This window comes from Geitlerinema calcuttense NRMC-F 0142, from assembly GCF_030285425.1.
Genome location: NZ_JASVEJ010000008.1, coordinates 1 through 15,931, shown reverse-complemented (window position 1 = coordinate 15,931; position 15,931 = coordinate 1). Strand labels below are relative to the sequence as shown.

Below are 15,931 nucleotides of genomic sequence, written 5' to 3'. Positions count from 1 at the left end.
CCAAACTCTGATATAAATCAGGTCTGAGAGTACAGGAGAAGATATCAATTATGGGTTGGCCAATCCTCCTAGGGGTCTTTTTGGGCGCGATCGCCCTCCTCGTGGTGTTGTTTGAGTGGCAATTTCGCCAGCGTCCCGGCAACCAGCTAGAACTGACGCCCGGTGAATGGACGTGGGATATTCAACAGACCAACCGCTATCGGTTGATCGGCGAGTTGGAATTAATTAACCGCACGCGGCGTTTAGAAATTATGGTGCCGGAACTCGCGGCCGAAGTGAAGTTACTCTCATCCGGGCCGCTTGATGAAGTGCGATCGCACATCCACGTCACCCCCCTACACCCAGATGCCCCTGCCCGTGCCGATGGCTACTGGTTTGGCTATATTGTCAAAGTTGGCAAAACCACCCGTCTCAAAGTCGCCATTGAGATTACCGGGCCAGACTTGAGCCAGTTACAAACCGCTTGGATACAAGTTCATTACCTCACCTACGGCCCAGAAGGCAGAATTCCTAAAACGGGTCATATTATTTATCCCTTGCAATATCCCGATCCGCAGATTCTCCCCAAAGGACGGCAAACGAGCGTCGGAGATGTATTTCCCATCCGCACCCACCTGCTGACAAACCTCGACGATCCGGTGGAGATGGTGAAACGCTACGTTCTTCCCCACGCCAAACCGGGCGATATTGTCACCATTGGCGAAACCCCGATCGCTATTATGCAAGGTCGAATGCGCCATCCCAGTACCCTGAAACCGGGATGGGTCGCTAAACGGATTTGTTACTACTTTTTACCCACCTCCAGTTTAGCCACCGCCTGCGGGATGCAATCCTTGGTAGAAGTAGAAGGTGCAGGGCGCGTACTATTCGCCTTTATCGTTGGCGCGATCGCCAAAGCCATTCTTCGCAAACCAGGCGTCTTTTATCAACTCGCGGGCGAACAAGCGCGGTTAATTGATGACGTAACCGGCAGCTTACCCCCTTACGATCAATTCATCGTCTACGGCCCGGAAAACCCGCAAGCCGTCGTTAACCGCATCCAAAAAGAAACCGGACTCTCGGCGGCCATTGTAGACGTGAACGACTTGAAAGCAGTTAAGATATTGGCAGCAACCCGCGATCTGAGTTCTAACATTTTGGAACAAGCTCTAATTAGCAATCCCGCAGGCAACGCCGACGAGCAAACCCCGGTCGTGTTGATTAGAACCCCAAAAAATTAGTTAGGCTAGCTCTTAGCAGTCTTACTTAGATTGCGCCCTTGGCTGTAATGAGAGGCAAAACCTGTGCCCCTACCCAACATGACTCCCGTCCTGCCGCAAAATACCAAAGCAGAGATTCGCTTTTTTCAATACCGCGACTTAGATGCGATTGAACAATTGCTCTTAGGGGAAGAGTCTACCTCCCCCACAGCTTTGAGTACGCCGAACTCGGAAGGGAAAGTCCAGCAAATTCGCCGTTGGTACGGTTTATTTAAACTCTTAAGCTGGTTTCCCAACCCCTTTCAATATCAATTTTACGCTCAGGTTGCCGAACAGGAAAACCAAGTCGTCGGCATGATTCAAATTTCCCCGTTTAACCGCACGCGCAGCACTTGGCGCGTGCATCGGGTTGCGGTTAACTCGGCGGCTTCGCGTCAAGGGATTGGTTCGCAGCTTGTCCGCCACTGCTTGCAAGCCGTCCGCGAGGCCCGTACCTGGCTGTTAGAAGTGGACGTGAACGAAAAAGATGCGATCGCGCTCTATCGCCAAAACGGGTTTCAGCCCCTCGCCCAGCAAACCTACTGGGCCGTTGACGCTGCCCTCTTGCAACAACTGGCCGAACGCGAGCCAGACTTACCCAATCTTCTGCCCGTCAGCAATGCCGACGCCCAGTTGCTCTACCAACTCGATACCGTCGCCATGCCGCCTCTCGTGCGCCAAGTCTACGATCGCCATATTGACGACTTTAAAACCAGCCTCCTTGGATCGCTCATTCAGGGAATGCAGCAATGGCTCTCTCGTACAGAAGTCGTCAGCGGCTACGTCTTTGAACAAGTCCGCAAAGCTGCGATCGGCTACTTCCAAGTCAGAATTCACAAAGACGGTTCTGCGCCCTATGTTGCCCAGCTCACCGTCCACCCCGCCTACACTTGGCTGTACCCCGAAATCTTGTCGCAAATGGCCCGCATCGTCCAAGATTTTCCCGAACAATCTCTATTGATCCCCTCGGCTGACTACCAACCCGAACGCGAAGAATATCTAGAGCGTCTCGGCGCAACGCGGGTTCAGCACACCATGATGATGTCGCGCTCAGTTTGGCACAAACTGCGAGAATCGAAACCCGTTTCCTTAGAAGGATTGCAGCTTTCTGATGTCCTGCAAAGCTTGCAACCCACCCGCAAGCCCGTTCCAGGTCGGATGTCCCTGCAACCGTTGCCCGCAGAAACCAACCCCGATTTATTAAACACTCCCCCAGCCGCCGCTGAATCCACCCATTTACCCAATAATGGCGCAAGTCCTGCCACTCCCCCTGCCAAAAACGATCCCACCCCACCGCCCCCTCGTAGCGTTCGCCCAGATGAGGGATAAGGTGTGAGTCGCATTTCTGCCCTGGGTTTGGATATTGGTCAAAAACGCATCGGTGTTGCGGGATGTGACGGCACCGGACTGATTGCCACAGGGTTAACCACCTTGGTGCGAACTTCGTTTGAGCAAGATATTGCCGCTTTGCGCCAGCTTATCCAAGAGCGACACGTTGAAGTCCTAGTCGTTGGTCTCCCCTACACGCTGCAAGGAACCCTCGGCTATCAGGCAAAGCGCGTCCAAAAATATGCTGCTCGCCTAGAACGAGCCTTACAACTGCCTGTAGAGTATATTGACGAGCGCCTGACTTCAGTAGAAGCCGAACAGTTGCTCATCACCCAAAAGCTTTCTCCCTCCCGCCATAAAGCGTTAATCGATCGCAAAGCGGCTGCTTTGATCTTGCAGCAATGGCTAGACGAACGGCGCAGAACTTCTCCAAAAAATCCGCCATTAGAGATAGTTACAAACGAGGAGTTTTAAGTTCAATACAAACTGAGGCGACTCAAAATTTGAAATCAGCGCTCTCGATTTTCTCTAGGGATTCAGCATTTTACTGCCTTCTAAAAAAATTCTGTCACCTGTTGAGGGTTCACAGAAGAATCTCTCGAACCTCATACTGTAATCAAAGAATTCATGCGGGATAGAGGGGCTTCTTCAAGGGATTTGAGCGAGTTCGCTCCGCCTAAAATTAACCTGAAAATTAAGGATTTATAGGAGAGGTTGTGACCGCCCAAATGATAAAATCAGGACACCGAATCACTCTCGGTTGCTTGAGCTTAAACTACCCCATCTTTAAAGGTGCGGGCAACAGTGCAAGCAACATCAGCAAGTGAGAACCCGTGAGAATCGAAACTTAGAGAATTCTCGCTCAAACAGTTGAACGCCGTCTGTTCTACGGGGGTAGCGGGGGAAAACTTCTATGGAGTAGGTCGGTATTTTTTGATGGGTTTGTTGGATGCTTAATTGAGAACGCACGGGCTGCGCGATCGCTCTTGTGACCTAGACCACCCACAAATGAGGCATCAAATCGGGTCAGGTCAGCACCCAAAGCCGCCAGGAAGATCGCCTACACATTCCGATTTCGCAGTAAAAGCTCCCTACCCTGCATCTGTTCAATAAGGGCTAGGGAACTCCCAAAGCGATACTCTTGAAGATGACAAAATTTGCAGCTTGCTGTCTAGCAAGCCTCGCTCATGACAAAGGAGACCTCGCCCGATGGATGACGATAATCTCGATGTAGATACCCCAACTGTGACAGTGATTGACGAAGCTGGACGCCAGTTGGTCTGCTATGTCGAACACAGCCTAGAAGTGGATAACCAGGATTATGCCTTGTTGTTACCTGTGGATACGCCTGTAGAAATCTTTGCATGGCTTGAAGACCGCGAAGCCCCGACTCCTGTGGATTCTGACGAAGAAATCGATCGATTGTTCGATCTGGCTAAAGCCGTTTTAGCAGAACAGAATCTGACGCTGAAGCGCACGGCAGTCACCCTCACAGTGGTGGGCGAAATTCCGGATCTCGACCTAGAAGAAGAAGAAGAAGAGGAAATCGACAACGAGGACGAGGAAGAATTTCAGTCTCTGGCCAGCTTCTACTACGATCGGCAGGAGTACGAAATTTTTGCACCGCTCGATCCAATGTTCATTTTGGCCCGGATGAATGAAGATGGAGAACCAGAATTGCTCTCGGTAGAGGAGTTGCAGCGCCTTGAACCCTTGCTCCCTCAGATCGAAGATCAGTTGTTTGAAGCTCTAGAATAACCCTGCTGTGGAAGTTGTCACGCGAGTTGAGTTCAATGACAGTTGCAAGTCGCCTTTCTAAATGGTCGTTTTATCTCATTTTTTTCCCTGCCGTTTTAGGGATTGTAGGCTGGCAAGGCTGGTCTTGGTGGAGTTGGGCAAAAGCTCCGGTACAACTCCCAGGTAGCAATCTGGAAGAGGCAACCATTCAAGTTCAAATTCCCCTAGGGACTTCCATTGAGCAAATTGGCAGGGATTTAGAGGCGATTGGTGTGATTCGTTCGGCGTCGGCTTGGAATTTATGGGCGCGGTGGTTGCGCTTAAGAGCTAGAATGGCTCCCGAAACGCGGGGCGAGTTCCAAGCCGGGACTTACGCTTTATCTCAAGCGGAATCTCTGTCGGAAATTGCCTCAAAAATTTGGGCCGGTGAGGTTGTGCAGTTGAGTTACACCATCCCGGAAGGATGGTCGCTCAAGCAAATGGCGGAGTATTTTGAGGCGCGGGGATTTTTCAGTGCTGAGGCGTTTTTAGCCGCAACTCGACAGATCCCCGATGACGACTTTGTATGGCTGCCGCCGAACTTACCCCATTTAGAAGGTTTTTTGTATCCCGATACCTATCAGTTAGCGGATGGCGTGCTGACACCGGAGTTGGTGATTCGGCAAATGCTGTATCAGTTTGAGCAGGTGGCTTTACCCGTTTACGAACAGAGACAAGGACAGACGAATTTGTCGTTGCTGGAGTGGGTAACGTTGGGCAGTATTGTGGAAAAAGAGTCTGTGGTTGCCGAAGAACGGGGATTGATTGCAGGCGTGTTTACGCAAAGACTCCAGCGCGGGATGCGCTTGGAAGCCGATCCGACGGTGGAGTATGGTTTGGGAATTCGCCAAACTCAAGAGCAACCGCTGACCCTACGCCAGGTACAGACCCCCTCGGAGTACAATACTTACCTGAATGCTGGGTTGCCACCGACGCCGATTGCAAGTCCGGGAGTGGCAAGTTTAGAGGCCACGTTAAATCCGGCAGCAACGGACTATTTATTTTTTATGGCTCGCTATGATGGGACGCATATTTTTAGTCGTACCCTGGAGGAACATAACCGCGCGATCGCGCAAGTTGAACGAGAGTTAAGCAATCGTCAACCTCAAGCGGGTAATGAGTTGACCACGGAGTAAACATTCAACACCATGACTTGGAATCGTCACCTACAACCCGATTTAGTGCTAGGGAAGCCCATTTTGTATCTGACCCCGGAGGTGTTACAACACTACCACCTCAAGGGGCTGATCCTCGATGTAGACGATACTTTGGTGCCTATTAAGTCGGCTCAGGCCTCTAGCGAGTTGCAGGAGTGGATTAAAAACATTCGTTCCGTCGCCAAGCTGTGGCTGGTCAGTAATAATATCAACCAGCCTCGGATTCGGGGAATTGCTGAGGCTTTAGATTTACCTTACATTATGGGGGCGGGCAAACCCTCGCGGCGCAAGCTCCGACAAGCCGCTCAGGGAATGGATTTGCCCCCCCAACAAATTGCGATGGTTGGCGATCGCCTATTTACTGACGTGCTGGCCGGAAATCGCTTAGGTTTGTTTACCATTCTGGTCGAACCGATGGTTAATCCGGGCGCGGCGGCGAGTTCTAGTCCCCTGAGATCCTTGGAAGTCATGATTTCTCAAGCGTTAGGAGCCTCCCTGACCCCAAAAGAACAAATCTTTACAAATCGTGAATAATCCTGAGCTTTGGAAACATAAAGAAAACATTACGAGATCCGGGAAAACCTCAATTCGGGGGCAAAATAGAAATAGATCAAATGGGGTCAGCGAACATAAAGACCCTAAAAATAAAACCTCATAAATATCTAAGTGAAGCGTCAGCCCTCAATCGATAGAAGGGCTGGCGCTTTACAATTAAGGGAAGTTCAATTGAGATGGCAACCTTTAATCTTATTTCACTTCCCGAACGCCTTGCAATGCCTCAAACCCTTGTTGTCAAAATTGGGACTTCCAGCCTCACGCGTCCAGAAACGGGCAGCTTGGCCTTAGCGACGCTCGCCAGCTTAGTTGAAGTCCTCAGCCAACTCCAACGCCAAGGACACGCCGTCGTCTTAGTATCCTCCGGTGCCGTTGGGGTGGGATGCGCCCGTTTAGGTTTAGTCGAACGCCCCCGCACCATGTCTCGCAAACAGGCGATCGCCGCCGTCGGTCAAGGACGGCTGATGCGCGTATACGATGACCTATTTACCTCGCTGCAACAACCCATTGCTCAAGTGTTGCTAACGCGGGCCGATCTCATGGAGCGATCTCGCTATCTCAACGCCTACCGCACCTTCACCGAACTGTTCAACCTCGGCGTCATTCCCATCGTTAACGAAAACGATACCGTTGCCACTGACGAACTCAAATTTGGCGATAACGACACCCTCAGCGCTTTGGTAGCCAGCTTAATTGAGGCAGACTGGCTGTTTTTACTCACCGATGTCGATCGCCTGTACTCCGCCGATCCGCGCCAATTCCCCGACGCTCAACCGATCGGCTTAGTGAATAACATCGAGCAACTCGAACAACTCCAAGTCCAAACCGGCGATCGCGGTTCTCAATGGGGAACCGGAGGCATGACGACCAAAATCACCGCCGCCCGCATTGCCACCAGCGCTGGCGTTAGGACTGCGATCGCCGAAGGTAAGCGCCCAGAAAATATCCTCAAAATTCTCCAAGGCGAACCCCTCGGCACCCAATTTGAAGCCCAACCGCGCCCCATGAACGCTCGCAAGCGCTGGATCGCCAACGGTCTGATTCCGGCGGGCAAATTAGTCCTAGATGCTGGAGCCGTAAAGGCCATCTGTCAAGCCGGTAAATCCCTATTAGCAGCGGGAATTCTCCAAGTGAGTGGCGAGTTTCAACCCTCTGACGCCGTTCAGCTTTGCGATCCGCTTGGCAAAGAAATTGCCAGAGGCCTTGTCAACTATAGCAGCACCGAACTCAAGCAGATTCGCGGCCATCACTCCGATGAAATTCCCGCAATTCTTGGCTATGAAGGCGCAGAAACGGTGATTCACCGCGATAACTTAGTCGTGAGCTAAAAAGACGGTAGCATTTCCGGTGGAGCCAGATCGGAACCGGCAATTCCACCCGACTGACTCGCTCTTAAACCGGGCTTGCTACCGCTATCGCGTTGACTAGTCGGGTTCGCAGTTTCTGTGGGGACGATCGGTTCGGCTTCGTAACCCACATCGGGCGCGGTTTGGTTCGACAGCCAAGCCAGCCCTCCCACAGCCCCAGCAATTAACGCCGAATAACCCAGGTAGAGATGAACCGTATTCAAGTAGAACCCCGACTGATGCGTCGTTGGCGGATGATACCACGATGGGATCGCCGATCTCACCGGATCGGGTGCCGGTAAATCGGCTAGCAACCGCTGTCCATCAACGCCTAAAACTGCTGAAATACGGCGAATAAATCCGCGCACGTATACATCTTCGGGTAACTGCTCGACGCGTCCTAATTCCAGCGCTTCAAGCTGGTGAGGGGGAATAAGCGTTTGAGAATGGAGTTGGGCTAAAGAGAGCGATCGCGCTTGACGGGCTTTTCGCAATTGTTCGCCAATTGAGCGCAAGCATTCTTGACGTTCCTGCTCTGCTTGTTGGACGGCAAGTTCGGTTTTTGAAAGGCGTTTTTGCGGTTTTGAACCCAAAATATCAGGCATTGTGGAAGGCACAACCCTAGTAGTTTGAGGGGCAACGACGGCTGTAGAAGGCTCCTCCTCAATGGCAACCCAAGTGGGCGGAGGGGCAGGTCGATCGGCGATCGCCGGTTGAGGAGACTCAGCGTTGGCATAATGTTGGCTAAATTCCTGTAGAGCTAGTCGAATCGCTTCTCGACCAATGGCTTTAAATAGCATTTGAGCATTGCTTGCCGTTTCTCCTAGCATTCCGCGCAAACTCTTCAGACAACGGCGATACACTTCGGAGTGATAGAGTTGACTTTCAACTTGCCCCAACAAAGCTAGGAGATCGGGCGAATCAGCCCCAGCGGAAACTTCTGCGGATAGCGTTTCTAAAGTTGCGCCTTTGGCAACATTCAAATAGGACGCAGAGTTTGATACCATGATTTCGATTCTCTCCTCGAAAAGTTAAAACACAGCCGTCCTCAAAAAAAGCCCTACTCGCAATGGATCGCTAGAAGGTGCAACTTTAACCTACAAGCGGCTAAATCTTATTGAGCGCGAACAACGAGCGAACGGAAAAACGGTGCTGTCTGAATTCCCTTTTCACTAGAGGAATCTTCATTCCGGAATCTCAAAAGCGCAATTCAACTCCCCAACCCAGGAGAAGGCGCTAGCTGCGGGGATGCTCTTCCGGTTTCCCGTCCATCGTCCAGCAGCGCTCTAGCCAATAGATTTGATAGATATACCAAAACCGACGTGGATTTAAAACGGCTTTGTAAGAAGAGCTAAACAGCGGTTGGTTGAGGTAGGACCACAGGGGGAAGCGAAACATCTTGTTCATAAAAATCAAATTACCTAGAACCGTTGCGACGCAGAAGGAAGTATCGGAGTGCTGGACGCTTTTGTCTACTACTAAAACTGTGCCAAAGATTCCGCTTAGATTCTCTAGAGAAGATTACTGAATCTTTCAGGCGGGGCACAGAGCAGGCAGTAGTTTTACGGATAATGGGGGCGCGAATCGACGGAATGCGTTTCATTCTAACCCTCGTCGATGGGTCGGTCGAGTTGCTAATCTGAAAAGAGCATGAATCAGCTCCTAATCTAGCTTGAGGTGGATGAATGGATCGCCAAGATGAGACTAATGCGATCGCCAAAGAACTGAAAAGCCAAGCGCTTATCCTCGGAACCTTGGTCGCAATCTTCTGGATCGTAGAAATTGTTGACGTTATGGTTTTTCAAGGGCAGCTCGACACTTTCGGTATTTTACCCCGCCACCCCATCGGGTTGCGCGGGATTTTGTTGGCTCCATTTTTACACGGAAGTTTCAATCACCTAATCGCCAATACCCTGCCGTTCCTGACATTAGGTTGGCTAGTGATGCTCAAAGAAACCCGCGATTTTTTCATTGTCAGTGCCATTACCTTGCTGATTAGCGGCTTAGGCGTCTGGTTGTTCGGTTCGTCCGGTTTTCACATTGGCGCGAGTGGCGTCATCTTTGGTTACTTGGGCTTTCTCCTGTTGCGGGGTTATTTTGAGCGCAGTTTTGTCACGATATTTTTATCTGTGGTCGTTGGCTTTTTCTATGGCAGCCTGCTGTGGGGCGTTTTACCCACGGTTCCGGGGATTTCTTGGGAAGGCCACCTGTTTGGTTTTATTGGCGGAGGCGTAGCGGCTTACCTATTGAGCGATCGCGCTAAATCTAAGACGCTTTAAAGATGATGGCAAAGAAACAAAAATTCCCCTATTTGGTGGGTTCTAAATGGACTGCCCAACAAAAGACTTGGGGCTGGCGGCATTTTCAGGTTAAAAATCGCAAAAACGAAGGCAGATGGGTCTTTGCAGAGATGCAAGCCTCGTGCGATCCCCAGGTGCGTTTCTGGATGAATGCTCAACAGCTTCAGGATCGATCCCTCTGGGTACCGGGTTGGCAAACCTTGGAGGAAATGGAAACCCTCGACACGAAAACCCTCGTGCAACAAGCCCTCGCGGACAGCGAATGGCGATAGGCCAAAATGCTAACATCGGTTAAAAATGATGTGAAATCGTGTTTATGGGTGCCGCTGTTGTTTTAGAAGACGTTTGTAAATCGTTTAATCAGGTGCCAGTTGTGAATCATCTCTCCTTTGAGATTGCCTCTGGAGAGATGTTTGGCTTATTGGGGCCCAATGGGGCGGGCAAATCTACGACAATTCGGATGCTGACTACCTTGACTCGCCCTAGCCAAGGCAAAATTACAGTAGCGGGGTATGATGTCGTCCGCGAAGCCCATCGGGTGAAGCAACACATTGGGGTGGTGTTGCAGCAAACCAGCGTGGATATGGATTTAACGGTTTGGGAGAATATGGAATTCCATGCCCGCCTGCACCATCTTTCCCGCTCTCAACGGCGATCGCAAATTCAGCAATGGCTAGAGTATGTAGAGTTGGTCGATCGTCAAGATTCCCTGGTAAAAACGCTTTCAGGCGGAATGAAGCGGCGCTTGCAAATTGCCAGGGCGCTGTTGCACCAACCGCAAATTTTATTTTTAGATGAGCCTACGGTGGGACTCGATCCGCAAACGCGCCGCCGCCTATGGGAAATTATTCTCGATCTCAATAAACAGGGGATGACGATGCTGTTAACCACCCATTACATGGATGAGGTGGAATTTTTGTGCGATCGCATTGGGATCGTGGATGGTGGTAAACTCATTGAACTTGGCACCCTTTCCCAGTTTCGGCAAAAACATGGGGAAGGTCTGGTGATGAAACAGGTGGGGGATCGCTGGGAGTATCTATTTTTCCCAACGCTGACAGAAGCCAATACCTATTTAGAAGCCCAACCCGACAAGACGGGGCTGATGGTACGTCCTTCTAACCTAGAAGATATTTTTGTGGAACTCACAGGACGCCAACTGGATTAATCAAAAGTGAGACTTGGATCGTTATGTCTCGGTTAGCAACAACAATTGAAGCAATTTTGTATTTAAAAGGTCAGCCGCTTTCGACGGGGGAACTTGCAGAGTTTGCCCAGTGCGATCGCGAAGCGGTGGAGGATGCCTTAATCGAATTGATGGCGGACTATGCCCATCGCGATAGCGCCTTGGAAGTGCTGGAAACGCCTCAAGGCTATAGCTTGCAACTGCGCGACTCTTATCAAGAGTTGATTTATAATTTGGTTCCGGCTGAGTTAGGAGTTGGGGCGCTGCGGACGCTGGCGGCGATCGCTCTGAGCGGTTCGATCAGCCAAACCGAGTTAGTCAACCTCCGGGGAAGCGGAGCCTACCAACATGTCGGCGAATTGGTGCAGTTAGGCTTTGTGCGGCGGCGACGACAAGCCGATGGGCGTTCCTACTGGTTGCATGTCACCGACAAGTTTCATCAATATTTTCAACTCGATCAACTCCCTCACCCCCTAAAGCGAGCGATCGCTTCGCCTGCTGTTACAGAGGTGGGAGATCCAGATCTCTCAGCAGATTCAGCTTAGAAATGTCCTTCCCTTCGGGGGAATTCAGCGCTTAGGCCAGTACAGGGAAGAAAACAAATGTCACAATGGAGGATGTAGACTCATACAGACTGAGATTTCTCATGGTTTTTCCTCCGGACAGCACAGATTTTTTCGGTGCCAATGAAGGTGAAGAGCAAGTCAATCAGTTGCTGACATACCTGAAACACCAAAGTCCCGAACTGCTAGCGCGGGTGGCTCGTTCGGCGAGTCCAGAAATCAAACAAATTATTTCCCAGAACGTTCACGGACTGGTGGGGATGTTGCCATCCGATCATTTCAATGTGCAAATTGTGACAGATCGCGAGAATTTAGCAGGCTTGCTGGCTTCAGCCATGATGACGGGATATTTTTTGCGCCGCATGGAACAGCGTATGGAGTTAGAAGAACGTTTAGACGGCCCTTCCCTTTAATTTCTGGGTAAAGGTCCTGGGCGGACTGGGATGCTCATTCGTTGTCCATTACGATCGACCTCAACGTTGAGCAACGATCCGACCGAACTCGCCTCAACAATTTCTTGGACTTCAATGGCTTCTTTGACGGGAGTCCCATCAATGCTTTGGATGACATCGCCAGGGTTGAGTCCGCTGCGGGCGGCTGGGGAATTGTCTAAGACGCTCACAATTAAGACGCCGCGTTCGGCGACGATGGGAAAGTTAAAGTCCCCTTCTTGATTCACTTGTCGGCGCATGGAGGGAGTCAGCTCAATCATTTGAATGCCAAGGAAGGGATGTTCTACTTGTCCCTTGGAAAACAGTTGACTGACAATGCGTTGGGCGGTTTCAATCGGGATCGCGAAGCCTAAACCTTGAGCATCTGCCCGGATCGCGGTATTGATCCCGATGACTTCGCCGCGATCGTTGAGCAAGGGGCCGCCAGAGTTGCCCGGATTAATCGCGGCATCGGTTTGAATGAAGCGCACTCGCTTATCAGGAACGCCCACTTGGGAACTCGATCGCCCGATGGCGCTAATGATGCCCGCCGTGACTGTATTATCTAAACCTAAAGGATTGCCGATCGCGATCGCCCATTGTCCGGGCGCAAGATTGTTAGAGCTTCCTAACCGAACGGTTGGCAACTCTTGAGCATTAATTTTAATCGCGGCAATATCTGTAACGGGGTCGGTACCAATGACTCGACCTTCAAAAGTTCGCCCATCTTTGAGCGTCACATCCACAAAATCTGCCCCATCAACGACGTGCGCGTTCGTTATAATTTCTCCAGTGTTGCTCAAAATTAAACCCGATCCGGTTCCGCGTTCCACCCGCTCTCTGGGTACGGGGGATTCGTCCCCAAAGAAGCGCCTGAGTAAGGGCGATCGCAAAGCATCGGGTAATTGAGCGCTGACGCGGCGCGTCGCGTCGATTCGCACCACAGCAGGCCCCACATGTTCTACTGCCTCGGCAATAAAGTTAGAGTTGGCGTTTCGACTCGGAGTATCAGCTTGATGGGAAATTAGAGGTTCCATCACGCCTGGAACAGCGGAGGAGCGATCGCGCTGTGGGAAGAGTCCCGATCGACTACCGAGCAAGCCAGCCCCACCGCCGATGGTCAGCAAACAGAGATAAACCATTAATTGCTTGATTGATAAGCTCATAGTTCCTCGATCCAACTTTGCTCGATCGCTCATTACAAAATAGAGTTGCGTTTGGTACGCCTTCAGGCGTTCCGGGAAAATAGGAAGTTATTTCACATTATCTCTTGATTAACGAGTTCAACACAGTATTGTGAGGAAACCTTATCTTGAGCCGATTTTCACAAATTTGTAGGTTTGTTAACGGGTTAGTATAGGTCGATGGTATGATTGGCGGAGAAAATACACGACATAAGGGTGAAATCAGTATGGCACAAGCACCTGTCTCTCCTGTGGTGCTAGTCATTTTAGATGGCTGGGGTTATCGCGAAGCCACAGATGGAAATGCCATTGCTGCTGCTAAGACACCCGTCATGAACAGCCTGTGGGCAGCGTATCCCAAAACTTTAATCTCAACCTCTGGAAAAGCAGTGGGACTGCCAGAGGGACAAATGGGCAACTCGGAAGTCGGTCACATGAATTTAGGGGCAGGCCGAGTTGTTAAGCAAGAACTGATGCGGATTACCGATGCGTTTGAAGATGGCTCAATTCAGGAGAACCTAGCCCTGCTGAAAGTTTGCCAAGAAGTTCGCGCTAGCGGAGGCAAATTGCATTTGGTGGGCTTGTGTTCGGAAGGAGGCGTGCATTCCCATCTCGACCATCTCCTGGGGTTATTAAGTTTTGCCAAACAACAAGATATTACTCAGGTGTGCATCCATGCCATTACGGATGGACGCGATACCTATCCAACCGATGGGATTGGTAGCCTGAAGAAAATTGAAGAGGCGATCGCTCTTATAGGGATCGGCCAAATTGTCACCATCAGCGGTCGCTATTATGCAATGGATCGCGATCGCCGCTGGGATCGGGTCAGACAAGCCTACGAGGTGATGACTCAAACCGGAAGCGGCGACGGACGCACCCCGACAGAGGTGATGGAAGCCTCCTATGCTGAAGGCGTCACCGATGAATTTGTGGTTCCCGTGCGAATTGCTCAAGGGGCGATTGAACCCAATGATGGCGTCATCTTTTTTAACTTTCGTCCGGATCGGGCGCGACAACTGACTCAAGCGTTTGTCGATCCAGGATTTGCGGATTTTGAGCGATCGCAAATTCAACCCCTCAGCTTTGTCACCTTCACCCAATACGACTCCACCTTACCCGTATTGGTCGCTTTTGAACCGCAAAACCTCAGTAATATCCTAGGGGAAGTCCTCGCCCAGCGCGGTTTGCGCCAGTTTCGCACCGCTGAAACCGAAAAGTACGCCCACGTCACCTACTTTTTCAATGGCGGTTTAGAAGAACCCTTTGAAGGCGAGGATCGCCACCTGATTCCCAGTCCAATGGTAGCCACCTACGACAAAGCCCCGGAAATGTCTGCCGCTGAGGTGACAGAAGTGGCGATCGCCGCCATCTCGGAACAGGTTTATTCGCTGGTGGTGATTAACTACGCCAACCCTGATATGGTGGGACATACCGGCAATCTAGAGGCAACCGTCACCGCGATTGAAACCGTCGATGAGTGTTTGGGGCGTCTGATTGAAAGCATCCTCAAAGCGGGCGGAACTGCCTTAATTTTGGCCGATCATGGCAATGCGGAATTGATGAATGACGCGGAAGGTAATCCTTGGACGGCGCATACGACTAACCCCGTTCCCTTTATCCTGGTTGAAGGGGAAGGCTTAAAAATTCCTGGACATGGGGCCTCAGTCAATCTCAAATCTGACGGACGCCTAGCCGATATTGCACCGACTATTTTAGAGATTCTCAAGCTTCCTCAACCGCCGGAAATGACAGGGCGATCGCTGATTGGTTCGCCCGCCTACGAAGTCCGGCAAAATCGCTCTCCCGTGCGTCTATCGCGCTAAGATAGGGATTTGGCTCTTGGGTTAACGGTGAGACTGTAACAATGCTGAATAACGTTTTACAAGGAATTTGGGGTTTATCGGCGATTGGTTTAATTGTGCTGGTTTTGCTCCATAGTCCCAAAGGCGATGGACTTGGGGGAATTGGCGGACAAGCCCAATTGTTTACCTCTGCCAAAAGTGCAGAAACCACCCTCAACCGAACCACTTGGGTACTAACAGCGATCTTTATGGGCTTAACGGTGATTTTAAGTGCGGGTTGGTTGGCGAGTTAAACCCTGGAGGCGGTGGGCGATCGCTTCTATTCTCCTACTGTTTTTGGGGTCAGTTTTGGCGATCGCTACCCCAGCCCTACCTCCACCCCAAGCTCATCCTTTACCCCCAACGCTGGCTCAGTGGCGCGATCGCAGTGGCGATTATTTCGAGGAGATCGAATCCACCCCGCTGGGCTATTTAGTGTGGTCAACGTTACCCATTACCGTTTACATTGAAGTCCCCAAAGACCCCTCAGACCGCGCTCAGACTTGGCAGAAGGCGGTTGAACGGGCTGTAATGGACTGGAACCCCTATTTACCCTTAAACCCCGTAGACAGTCCAGAAAACGCCGATATACGCATCTGGTCTCGTCGTCCGCCCTTGCGACTCTCTTCAACAGGCGAAATTTTACGGGCGAGAACCGCAGAAACCCGCTATGAATTCTATACGCGATCGCCAGCAACCCCGATGCATCGCTGCGACATTTACCTCAGTCCCCATCAAAGCGCAATTTATACCCTAGCAACCGCTCGTCACGAATTGGGTCATGCATTGGGGATCTGGGGTCATTCTCCCTCCCCCGAAGATGTCATGTACTTCTCGCAAGTTCAAGACCCCGTAGAGATTTCCCCTAGAGATATTAATACCCTAAAACGCATTTACGAACAGCCGACGCGCCTCGGTTGGGAGCAACGCTAAGGAAGAAGGGAGTTGGGAGGTTAGGGAGTTGGGGGTTGGGGAAGAAGAGGAATTCAGGGTTGAATCCTAATTACTCCTATACTTCTCAG

At 51.1% G+C, this 15,931-nt stretch carries 18 protein-coding genes; 15 read left to right on the top strand and 3 right to left on the bottom strand.

What is annotated here, in order from left to right; genetic code table 11:
• Positions 1-50: 50 nt before the first annotated feature.
• The 7 genes from QQ055_RS02195 to proB all read left to right on the top strand — a co-directional run bounded on the left by QQ055_RS02195 (position 51) and on the right by proB (position 7,383).
• Entirely contained in the window at positions 51-1,220 is a 1,170-nt protein-coding gene (locus QQ055_RS02195; protein WP_283361928.1) for a F420-0:Gamma-glutamyl ligase, read from the top strand.
• 78 nt (positions 1,221-1,298) lie between these two features.
• Entirely contained in the window at positions 1,299-2,567 is a 1,269-nt protein-coding gene (locus QQ055_RS02190; RefSeq protein ID WP_284476454.1) for a GNAT family N-acetyltransferase, read from the top strand.
• 3 nt (positions 2,568-2,570) lie between these two features.
• The gene (gene ruvX, locus QQ055_RS02185; protein ID WP_284476339.1) at positions 2,571-3,041 is read left to right on the top strand and encodes a Holliday junction resolvase RuvX; all 471 of its coding nucleotides are present in this window, start codon (positions 2,571-2,573) and stop codon (positions 3,039-3,041) included.
• A gap of 735 nt (positions 3,042-3,776) precedes the next feature.
• Positions 3,777-4,325, top strand: a complete 549-nt coding sequence (locus QQ055_RS02180; protein ID WP_283361926.1) for a DUF3727 domain-containing protein — start codon at positions 3,777-3,779, stop codon at positions 4,323-4,325.
• 35 nt (positions 4,326-4,360) lie between these two features.
• Positions 4,361-5,479 carry an endolytic transglycosylase MltG gene (mltG, locus tag QQ055_RS02175; protein WP_284476338.1) on the top strand — a complete coding sequence of 373 codons (1,119 nt, stop codon included), beginning with the start codon at positions 4,361-4,363 and terminating at the stop codon, positions 5,477-5,479.
• A gap of 12 nt (positions 5,480-5,491) precedes the next feature.
• Positions 5,492-6,034: a YqeG family HAD IIIA-type phosphatase gene (locus tag QQ055_RS02170; RefSeq protein ID WP_069966884.1), complete on the top strand. Its 543-nt coding sequence runs from the start codon at positions 5,492-5,494 to the stop codon at positions 6,032-6,034.
• 239 nt (positions 6,035-6,273) lie between these two features.
• The gene (gene proB / locus QQ055_RS02165) at positions 6,274-7,383 is read left to right on the top strand and encodes a glutamate 5-kinase (protein ID WP_284476453.1); all 1,110 of its coding nucleotides are present in this window, start codon (positions 6,274-6,276) and stop codon (positions 7,381-7,383) included.
• Here the strand turns inward: proB and QQ055_RS02160 are convergent.
• Together QQ055_RS02160 and QQ055_RS02155 are read right to left on the bottom strand one after the other, a co-directional pair.
• A complete protein-coding gene (locus tag QQ055_RS02160; RefSeq protein WP_284476337.1) occupies positions 7,380-8,408 on the bottom strand; it encodes a helix-turn-helix domain-containing protein in 1,029 nt (342 codons plus the stop codon). The two genes, proB and QQ055_RS02160, sit on opposite strands and share 4 nt — an antisense overlap.
• 229 nt (positions 8,409-8,637) lie before the next feature.
• Positions 8,638-8,808: a hypothetical protein gene (locus QQ055_RS02155; protein WP_190566587.1), complete on the bottom strand. Its 171-nt coding sequence runs from the start codon at positions 8,806-8,808 to the stop codon at positions 8,638-8,640.
• A 278-nt stretch (positions 8,809-9,086) separates the two neighbouring features.
• Between QQ055_RS02155 and QQ055_RS02150 the strand changes: the two genes are divergently transcribed.
• The 5 genes from QQ055_RS02150 (at position 9,087) to QQ055_RS02130 (ending at position 11,863) form a co-directional block, all read left to right on the top strand.
• Positions 9,087-9,680, top strand: coding sequence for a rhomboid family intramembrane serine protease (locus QQ055_RS02150; RefSeq protein ID WP_284476336.1), 594 nt, complete (start codon positions 9,087-9,089; stop codon positions 9,678-9,680).
• 5 nt (positions 9,681-9,685) lie between these two features.
• Complete coding sequence (locus QQ055_RS02145; RefSeq protein WP_284476452.1) at positions 9,686-9,973, top strand: TIGR02450 family Trp-rich protein; 288 nt, start codon at positions 9,686-9,688, stop codon at positions 9,971-9,973.
• A gap of 44 nt (positions 9,974-10,017) precedes the next feature.
• A complete protein-coding gene (locus QQ055_RS02140) occupies positions 10,018-10,869 on the top strand; it encodes an ABC transporter ATP-binding protein (RefSeq protein ID WP_284476335.1) in 852 nt (283 codons plus the stop codon).
• Positions 10,870-10,892: 23 nt separating this feature from the next.
• The gene (scpB, locus tag QQ055_RS02135; RefSeq protein ID WP_284476334.1) at positions 10,893-11,432 is read left to right on the top strand and encodes an SMC-Scp complex subunit ScpB; all 540 of its coding nucleotides are present in this window, start codon (positions 10,893-10,895) and stop codon (positions 11,430-11,432) included.
• Between the two features lie 101 nt (positions 11,433-11,533).
• Positions 11,534-11,863, top strand: coding sequence for a DUF760 domain-containing protein (locus QQ055_RS02130; protein ID WP_069966889.1), 330 nt, complete (start codon positions 11,534-11,536; stop codon positions 11,861-11,863).
• Here the strand turns inward: QQ055_RS02130 and QQ055_RS02125 are convergent.
• Positions 11,860-13,047, bottom strand: a complete 1,188-nt coding sequence (locus QQ055_RS02125) for an HhoA/HhoB/HtrA family serine endopeptidase (RefSeq protein ID WP_284476333.1) — start codon at positions 13,045-13,047, stop codon at positions 11,860-11,862. The genes QQ055_RS02130 and QQ055_RS02125 overlap by 4 nt on opposite strands.
• 245 nt (positions 13,048-13,292) lie before the next feature.
• Here QQ055_RS02125 and gpmI point away from each other — a divergent pair, with 245 nt between their 5' ends.
• Genes gpmI through QQ055_RS02110 form a run of 3 tightly spaced genes read left to right on the top strand, consistent with a single transcriptional unit; the run spans position 13,293 to position 15,842 of the window.
• Complete coding sequence (gene gpmI / locus QQ055_RS02120) at positions 13,293-14,891, top strand: 2,3-bisphosphoglycerate-independent phosphoglycerate mutase (protein ID WP_283361919.1); 1,599 nt, start codon at positions 13,293-13,295, stop codon at positions 14,889-14,891.
• A gap of 41 nt (positions 14,892-14,932) precedes the next feature.
• A complete protein-coding gene (gene secG / locus QQ055_RS02115; protein ID WP_069966892.1) occupies positions 14,933-15,163 on the top strand; it encodes a preprotein translocase subunit SecG in 231 nt (76 codons plus the stop codon).
• Positions 15,141-15,842, top strand: coding sequence for a matrixin family metalloprotease (locus tag QQ055_RS02110; protein ID WP_283361918.1), 702 nt, complete (start codon positions 15,141-15,143; stop codon positions 15,840-15,842). Before secG ends, QQ055_RS02110 begins: the two co-directional genes overlap by 23 nt.
• The last annotated feature ends 89 nt before the right edge of the window (positions 15,843-15,931 follow it).

Coding starts and splice junctions, on each gene's coding strand:
- QQ055_RS02170 (WP_069966884.1), top strand. CDS start 5,492: ATGACTTGGAATCGTCACCTACAACCCGATTTAGTGCTAGGGAAGCCC.
- QQ055_RS02155 (WP_190566587.1), bottom strand. CDS start 8,808: ATGAACAAGATGTTTCGCTTCCCCCTGTGGTCCTACCTCAACCAACCG.
- secG (WP_069966892.1), top strand. CDS start 14,933: ATGCTGAATAACGTTTTACAAGGAATTTGGGGTTTATCGGCGATTGGT.
- QQ055_RS02140 (WP_284476335.1), top strand. CDS start 10,018: ATGGGTGCCGCTGTTGTTTTAGAAGACGTTTGTAAATCGTTTAATCAG.
- QQ055_RS02160 (WP_284476337.1), bottom strand. CDS start 8,408: ATGGTATCAAACTCTGCGTCCTATTTGAATGTTGCCAAAGGCGCAACT.
- gpmI (WP_283361919.1), top strand. CDS start 13,293: ATGGCACAAGCACCTGTCTCTCCTGTGGTGCTAGTCATTTTAGATGGC.
- QQ055_RS02145 (WP_284476452.1), top strand. CDS start 9,686: ATGGCAAAGAAACAAAAATTCCCCTATTTGGTGGGTTCTAAATGGACT.
- proB (WP_284476453.1), top strand. CDS start 6,274: ATGCCTCAAACCCTTGTTGTCAAAATTGGGACTTCCAGCCTCACGCGT.
- QQ055_RS02150 (WP_284476336.1), top strand. CDS start 9,087: ATGGATCGCCAAGATGAGACTAATGCGATCGCCAAAGAACTGAAAAGC.
- QQ055_RS02195 (WP_283361928.1), top strand. CDS start 51: ATGGGTTGGCCAATCCTCCTAGGGGTCTTTTTGGGCGCGATCGCCCTC.
- QQ055_RS02125 (WP_284476333.1), bottom strand. CDS start 13,047: ATGAGCTTATCAATCAAGCAATTAATGGTTTATCTCTGTTTGCTGACC.
- QQ055_RS02180 (WP_283361926.1), top strand. CDS start 3,777: ATGGATGACGATAATCTCGATGTAGATACCCCAACTGTGACAGTGATT.
- QQ055_RS02190 (WP_284476454.1), top strand. CDS start 1,299: ATGACTCCCGTCCTGCCGCAAAATACCAAAGCAGAGATTCGCTTTTTT.
- mltG (WP_284476338.1), top strand. CDS start 4,361: ATGACAGTTGCAAGTCGCCTTTCTAAATGGTCGTTTTATCTCATTTTT.
- scpB (WP_284476334.1), top strand. CDS start 10,893: ATGTCTCGGTTAGCAACAACAATTGAAGCAATTTTGTATTTAAAAGGT.
- QQ055_RS02130 (WP_069966889.1), top strand. CDS start 11,534: ATGGTTTTTCCTCCGGACAGCACAGATTTTTTCGGTGCCAATGAAGGT.